The organism is Coprococcus sp. ART55/1, assembly GCF_000210595.1.
Taxonomy (GTDB): Bacteria; Bacillota; Clostridia; order Lachnospirales; family Lachnospiraceae; genus Coprococcus; species Coprococcus aceti.
In genome coordinates this window covers 1,872,688-1,879,045 of sequence record NC_021018.1, presented here as the reverse complement: position 1 = coordinate 1,879,045, position 6,358 = coordinate 1,872,688, and the positions used below count along the sequence as shown (strand labels likewise).

At 49.2% G+C, this 6,358-nt stretch carries 6 protein-coding genes; 5 read left to right on the top strand and 1 reads right to left on the bottom strand.

The features are described 5' to 3' along the window. The 5 genes from hemZ to CCU_RS08555 all read left to right on the top strand — a co-directional run. A partial coding sequence (hemZ, locus tag CCU_RS08575; RefSeq protein ID WP_208896119.1) for a coproporphyrinogen dehydrogenase HemZ occupies nt 1-1,172 on the top strand: 1,172 nt, incomplete at its 5' end. Next, complete coding sequence (locus CCU_RS08570) at nt 1,163-1,777, top strand: HD-GYP domain-containing protein (protein ID WP_015534325.1); 615 nt, start codon at nt 1,163-1,165, stop codon at nt 1,775-1,777. The genes hemZ and CCU_RS08570, both read left to right, overlap by 10 nt. A 54-nt stretch (nt 1,778-1,831) precedes the next feature. After that, nucleotides 1,832-3,664 carry an aspartate--tRNA ligase gene (aspS, locus tag CCU_RS08565; protein WP_015534324.1) on the top strand — a complete coding sequence of 611 codons (1,833 nt, stop codon included), beginning with the start codon at nt 1,832-1,834 and terminating at the stop codon, nt 3,662-3,664. 201 nt (nt 3,665-3,865) lie between these two features. Further along, nucleotides 3,866-4,315: a protease complex subunit PrcB family protein gene (locus tag CCU_RS08560; RefSeq protein WP_238051193.1), complete on the top strand. Its 450-nt coding sequence runs from the start codon at nt 3,866-3,868 to the stop codon at nt 4,313-4,315. Nucleotides 4,316-4,349: 34 nt separating this feature from the next. Beyond that, on the top strand, nt 4,350-5,915 hold the full coding sequence (locus CCU_RS08555) for a DUF3794 and LysM peptidoglycan-binding domain-containing protein (RefSeq protein WP_015534322.1): 1,566 nt from the start codon (nt 4,350-4,352) through the stop codon (nt 5,913-5,915). Here CCU_RS08555 and CCU_RS08550 read toward each other — a convergent pair. Beyond that, nucleotides 5,912-6,229 (bottom strand): helix-turn-helix domain-containing protein, encoded by a 318-nt coding sequence (locus tag CCU_RS08550; RefSeq protein WP_117875344.1) that lies wholly within the window; start codon nt 6,227-6,229, stop codon nt 5,912-5,914. The two genes, CCU_RS08555 and CCU_RS08550, sit on opposite strands and share 4 nt — an antisense overlap. Nucleotides 6,230-6,358 lie beyond the last annotated feature (129 nt).

Here is a 6,358-nt window from a genome sequence, read left to right as displayed (position 1 = left end):
GGGGCTCCCTGACGGGTATCAGACCTACGAAGATAGCTGTGTCTTATATGGAAGCCGGGATGACCTCAGAGGATATAATAGGAAACTACCAGGAGATATATGGAACCTCCCGTGAGAAAGCCGAGCTGGCAGTGGCGGTGGCTGACAGGGAGAAGAAAATCATAGACTCTGTGGCGGAGGAGGACGAATACTGTCTGTATATAGGCATACCGTTCTGTCCGACAAGATGTTTGTACTGTTCATTTACCTCATATCCGATCGCGGTATATAAGAATAAGGTGGATGCATATCTGGACGCAGTCGAGAAAGAGATGGCATACGTTGCGGAGGCATATTCCGGAAAACGGCTCATATCAATATATGTGGGAGGCGGAACGCCGTCATCCATATCTGCGGAGCATATGGACAGACTCTGCAGCATGATAGAGAAGTCATTTGACCTGTCACAGGTGAGGGAGTTCACCATAGAAGCGGGCAGACCGGACAGTACCACATTTGACAAGCTTGAGGTCATGAAGCGCCACGGAGTGACGCGTATAAGCATAAATCCACAGACCATGAACGAGGAGACACTAAGGACCATAGGCAGGGCACATACGCCGGAGCAGACGGTCATAGCCATGGAGAATGCCCGGAGAGCGGGCTTTGACAACATCAACATGGATCTGATAGTGGGACTTCCGGGAGAGGACACGGACAGTGTGGAGAACACGCTGAGACAGGTGAAGGAGCTTTCCCCTGAAAGTCTGACGGTTCACACCCTTGCCATCAAGAGGGCGGCGAATCTGAACATAGAGATGGACAAATACCGTGACACCCTGAAGTCGGATATAGACAGCCAGCTCGGTGCTGTTACGAGGGCGGCGGCTGAGATGGGGCTTGATCCATACTATCTGTACAGACAGAAGAACATGACCGGCAATCTGGAGAACGTGGGTTACTCGAAGCCGGGGCTTGAGTGCCTGTACAATATACTCATCATGGAGGAGAGGACTGACATCATCGGTCTCGGTGCCGGAAGTTCATCGAAGCTTGTGGTGAGACCAGGACATGACGGAGTGACAGAGGGGACACGTATAGACAGAATAGAGAATTGTAAGAGTGTAGACGATTATATAGCTCGAATAGATGAGATGATCGAGCGTAAGAAAGCGGGATTTATATGGGATTAGCATTGGAGAAGGATGCAGAAGAATGCTATTCAGTTGATATGAATGATGCGGTGCGCCATGGAATGTGTGTGAGTGTACTGGCATCTGAGCTGGCGAGGGAGCTGGGCTGTGATGAGGAATTCATACACAAGGTTGCCGTGGCGGGAATGCTGCACGATGTGGGCAAGCTGCAGGTGAGTCCTTACATATATGGACGGCGGCAGGGTGCGATGAGGATCGAGGAGATGAGATACGTCAGGCTGCATGCCAAGCTTGGCGCGGAGATACTTAAGCGTGAGGGCTACGATCAGGACATAGTGGATATGGTGCACTATCACCATGAGAACTATGACGGCTCGGGATATCCGTACAGGATGCGGGGCGAGGAGATACCACTCGGCGCAAGACTTATCAGAGTGTGCGATGTGTTCAGTGCACTGGTCAGCGACAGACCATACAGGAAGGCATTTGACGCGGATACGGCATTTGGAATGGTGATAGATGAGGTGAGACACTTCGACATGAGGGCGTTCCTGGCGTTCCAGCGGCTGATCAACACCACAGACATCATGAGCAGGGTGGATCAGGTGCTTCACGGCGATATTCCAGGTCTTGACGAAAAATGAAAAAAGTGTATAGTGACATAAGGAAAGTTTTTAATTTTAGGAGGATAGCGTAAGATGGCAGAATCTATGCAGGGGCTTAAGAGAAGCCACAGATGTACAGAGGTTAGCAGTGCCAACATAGGTGAGAAAGTTACCGTGATGGGCTGGGTTCAGAAGAGCAGAAATAAAGGTGGAATAATCTTTGTAGATCTTCGAGATAGAAGTGGAATATTACAGGTTATATTTGAGGAGTCACAGTGTGGCGCAGAGTGCTTCGAGAAGGCAGGAAAGCTCCGTTCAGAGTTCGTTGCAGCCATCGAGGGAACAGTGTGCAAGCGTGCGGGTGCAGTGAATGAGAACCTTGCAACAGGAGACATCGAGGTCGTTGCAAGCAGCCTCCGTATACTGTCAGAGGCAGAGACACCTCCATTCCCTATAGAGGAGAACAGCAAGACCAAGGAGGAGATAAGGCTCAAGTACAGATATCTCGACCTCAGACGTCCTGATCTCCAGAGAAATCTTATCATGAAGAGTAAGGTAGCCACCATCGCCAGACAGTTCATGGCAGATGAGGGATTCCTTGAGATAGAGACACCTATGCTGACCAAGTCAACACCAGAGGGAGCAAGAGATTACCTTGTGCCAAGCCGTGTACACCCTGGTACATTCTACGCTCTGCCACAGTCACCACAGCTCTTCAAGCAGCTTCTTATGTGCTCTGGTTACGACAGATATTTCCAGATCGCAAGATGTTTCCGTGACGAGGATCTCCGTGCAGACAGACAGCCGGAGTTCACCCAGATGGATATGGAGCTCTCATTTGTTGACGTTGACGATGTAATCGATGTAAATGAGCGTCTTCTTGCAAAGCTCTTCAAGGAGATACTTGATCTCGACATCCAGCTTCCAATTCAGAGAATGACATGGCAGGAGGCAATGGACAGATTTGGTTCAGATAAGCCTGACCTCAGATTTGGACTCGAGCTCAAGGATGTCAGCGATGTTGTCAAGGACTGTGAGTTCGGAGTATTCACAGGTGCCCTTGCAAATGGCGGAACAGTCCGCGGTATCAATGCCGAGGGACAGGGAAGCATGCCTAGAAAGAAGATAGATGCCCTTATCGAGTATGCAAAGACATACGGCGCAAAGGGACTTGCATATATAGTTATCAACGAGGATGGAAGCTACAAGTCATCATTTGCCAAGTTCATGACAGAGGAGCAGATGAACGCCCTTGTGGCAGCCATGGATGGAAAGCCTGGCGACCTGCTTCTGTTCGCAGCGGACAAGACAAAGATCGTATGGACAGTCCTCGGCGCACTGAGATGCCATCTGGCAGAGCTCATGGGACTTGTGGACAAGAATGTATACAGATTCGTGTGGATCACAGAGTTCCCACTTCTTGAGTGGTCAGACGAGGAGAACAGATTCACAGCTATGCACCATCCATTTACCATGCCTATGGAGGAGGATCTTCAGTACATCGATTCTGATCCGGGCAGGGTTCGTGCAAAGGCTTATGATATAGTATTAAACGGAAATGAGATCGGTGGAGGTTCAGTCAGAATCCATCAGGATGACATTCAGGAGAAGATGTTCGAGTGCCTTGGCTTTACAAAGGCTCAGGCTCACGAGAGATTCGGATTCCTTCTGGATGCGTTCAAGTACGGAGTACCACCTCACGCAGGACTTGCCTATGGTCTTGACCGTCTGGTCATGCTCATGGCAAAGCAGGATTCTATCCGTGACGTAATCGCATTCCCTAAGGTAAAGGATGCATCATGTCTCATGACAAATGCGCCTGACTATGTAGACGACAAACAGCTCGCTGAGCTTGGAATCGAGGTCACACCAGAGGCTGAGGCCGAGATCGAGGCTGAGAAGAGCGCACCTGCAGACGCAGAGTAGAATGACAGAATAATATACAGAATAATATACAGAAGGACGAGCTTCTGATACGGAGGCGGGATATCAAACAGGATATCCCGCCTCTTTTTTGCGTTTACAGACATAAAGAGCAAATGGGGTACATATACTATACCAAAGTGTGTTAAGTGGCTTAAAATGACAGCCAGACACCTTAAAAAGCAAATGGTGGAGGTGATACATGTGGAAAATGAAAAAGAGTTTCTAAGAGGGAGAATGTGGGGCAGACTTACCTTCCTGCTGGTGGTTGCACTGGAGCTCATGATATTCTGCGTTGGATGTGCAAGGTTTGAGGTGTCGGACAGTGGTGAGCCGCTGCTCTATGACGTGTGCGATGAGACCATGCTGCCGGATGAACTGGTTACCATCATAGACAAAAAGAAGGAAAACCCATTTAATCTCGTATATTCAAACAGCACATATACATATATAGTCATCGCTGCGGGCATGCAGGAGAGGGATGACGTTGGGGTGACTCTGGAGGAGATGTACAAGGACGACAATGCCATTTACATCAAGGGAGTTTTAAGGCAGGTGGCGACTCCGACGGATGGCGTGAAGGGGGACAATGTATCATTTCCTTATATGGTGGTCAGGATAGTGAAGATGGATCTTCCGGTTGTATTCAAGTAGAACGGTATATCATAAAAAATAAGGTGGGGAAAATATGGAGCTTACTAAGAACAGGATCACAACGACGAATCTTAAGGCGGCAAAATATGTTGAGTTTACCGTGGATGATGATTTCAATGTCCCTGATGTGAAGGGGGATATAGACAGACAGATAGCCAGCAAAGGACAGGTGACGATAGAAAACATAGACGTCATGGAGGGCAAGGCGCGCATCACAGGAACTGTGAGCTACGCCATCCTATACCAGACGGACCGGGAGGGGGATTCATTTGAGAGCCATGACGGAGAACTGCCATTTGAGGAGACGATAAATGCGGATGAACTGTCGCTGGGAGATAAGGTTTCCGTACAGGGTGTGCTGGAGGATCTGTACGTGACCGTGATAAATTCCAGAAAATACGAGGTGAGAGGGCTTGTGGGCGTGAAGCTCTGGGCGTGCCAGCAGATCACCGCAGAGGGCGCCGTGGGCATAGCAAACGGCTCTGGTATAGAGTGCATGACGGAGAAGGTAAGCTTTACAAATCTTGCGGCGTCTTCCAGAGACATAATGAAGATAAAGGAGGACATAGAGATCCCGGCAAATAAGCCGAATATCGGACGTGTGCTGTGGGATCAGGTGAACTTCTCGGAGATAGAGAGCCGTGCCACGGACGTGGGGGTACATATAAGCGGCAAGATGGACATATTTGTCATATACAAGCCGGATGACGAGGTGGCTCCGGTGCAGTATGTCAGCGCCACGAGGGAGTTCCAGGACACTGTGAACTGCGATGGAATAGACGAGGATATGATACTGGACGATATGATAACCGCATCCCGCGGTTCGGTGTCCGTGCGTGCAAATGACGGCGGTGAGGACAGGATACTCCAGGTGGAGAGCAGCCTCAATGTGGACATCAAGGTGTACGAGGACGTGGAGGCAGACCTTCTCAAGGATATGTTCTCATATTCTGCGCAGGTCGATCCCGTCAGGAGCAGATTCAGTTACGAGAACCTTCTCATGAGAAACAATGCAAAGACGAGGGTCGTGAAGAAGGAGAGGCTCAAGAGCAGCCAGCCGTCCATTCTCCAGATCGTAAATGTGACGGGCAGTGTGGATATAGACGATGTCAGGCCGGCGGATGATGCCGTGGTCGTCGAGGGTGCTGTGAAGGCGGCAGTTCTTTATGTGTCTTCGGATGACAGCAGACCTCTGTGTCAGATGGAGGTGGTAGCTCCATTTTCATACAGGGTGGAGACTGTTCCGCTCAGAACTCAGGATTCCATCAGGATTACCCCTGCACTCAATCAGATCACGGCGGCGCTGCCGGGCAATGACGAGGTGGAGATAAAAGCCATAGTGGATATGGGAATGACCATATTTACCCGGAAAGAGATAGAGCTTATCGATGACATGACGGTGGCTCCGGTCGATATGAAGAAGAAAGCGGTGGCGCCAGGTATAGTGGGCTATGTTGTGCGTGACGGTGACAGCATATGGTCGATCGCAAAACAGTATTATTCCAGTCTTGATTCCATAAGAAAGCTCAACAGCCTTGAGGGGGATGACGTGAAAGCCGGTGACAGGTTGATAGTGGTCAAATGTGCGGGAAAGAATTAGCTGTTGCCCTTCCAGTGTATATTGTATTTTCCCGGTGATCTGGGATCCTGGTCGGTGACAGCGGCTTCTCTGTAATATTCTTCGTATGGAACAGGGTTGTTGGTGATTCCAAGAATGTAATCGGATGACACGTTATATAACTCGGTGAGATATATAAGGTGATGGATTGGCAGCGCGCTTGCGCCCCTTTCATAACGTGCGTACATGGTCTGTGAGGTGTTCAGATAGCGGGCAACATATTGTTGTGTAAAGTCATGATCTTCCCGCAGTCCCCGGATTCTTTCTATATACTTTTTATCCTTGCTAAATTCCATATACTGCATTCGATCACCCGCAAAAATGATAACATACGGGTTTGTGACCCTTTTAATTTTAGTAAATATGTTTACTAAACGAGATGGTAACAAAAAAGTGCAATCATAGCCGACAGCTATAATTGCACT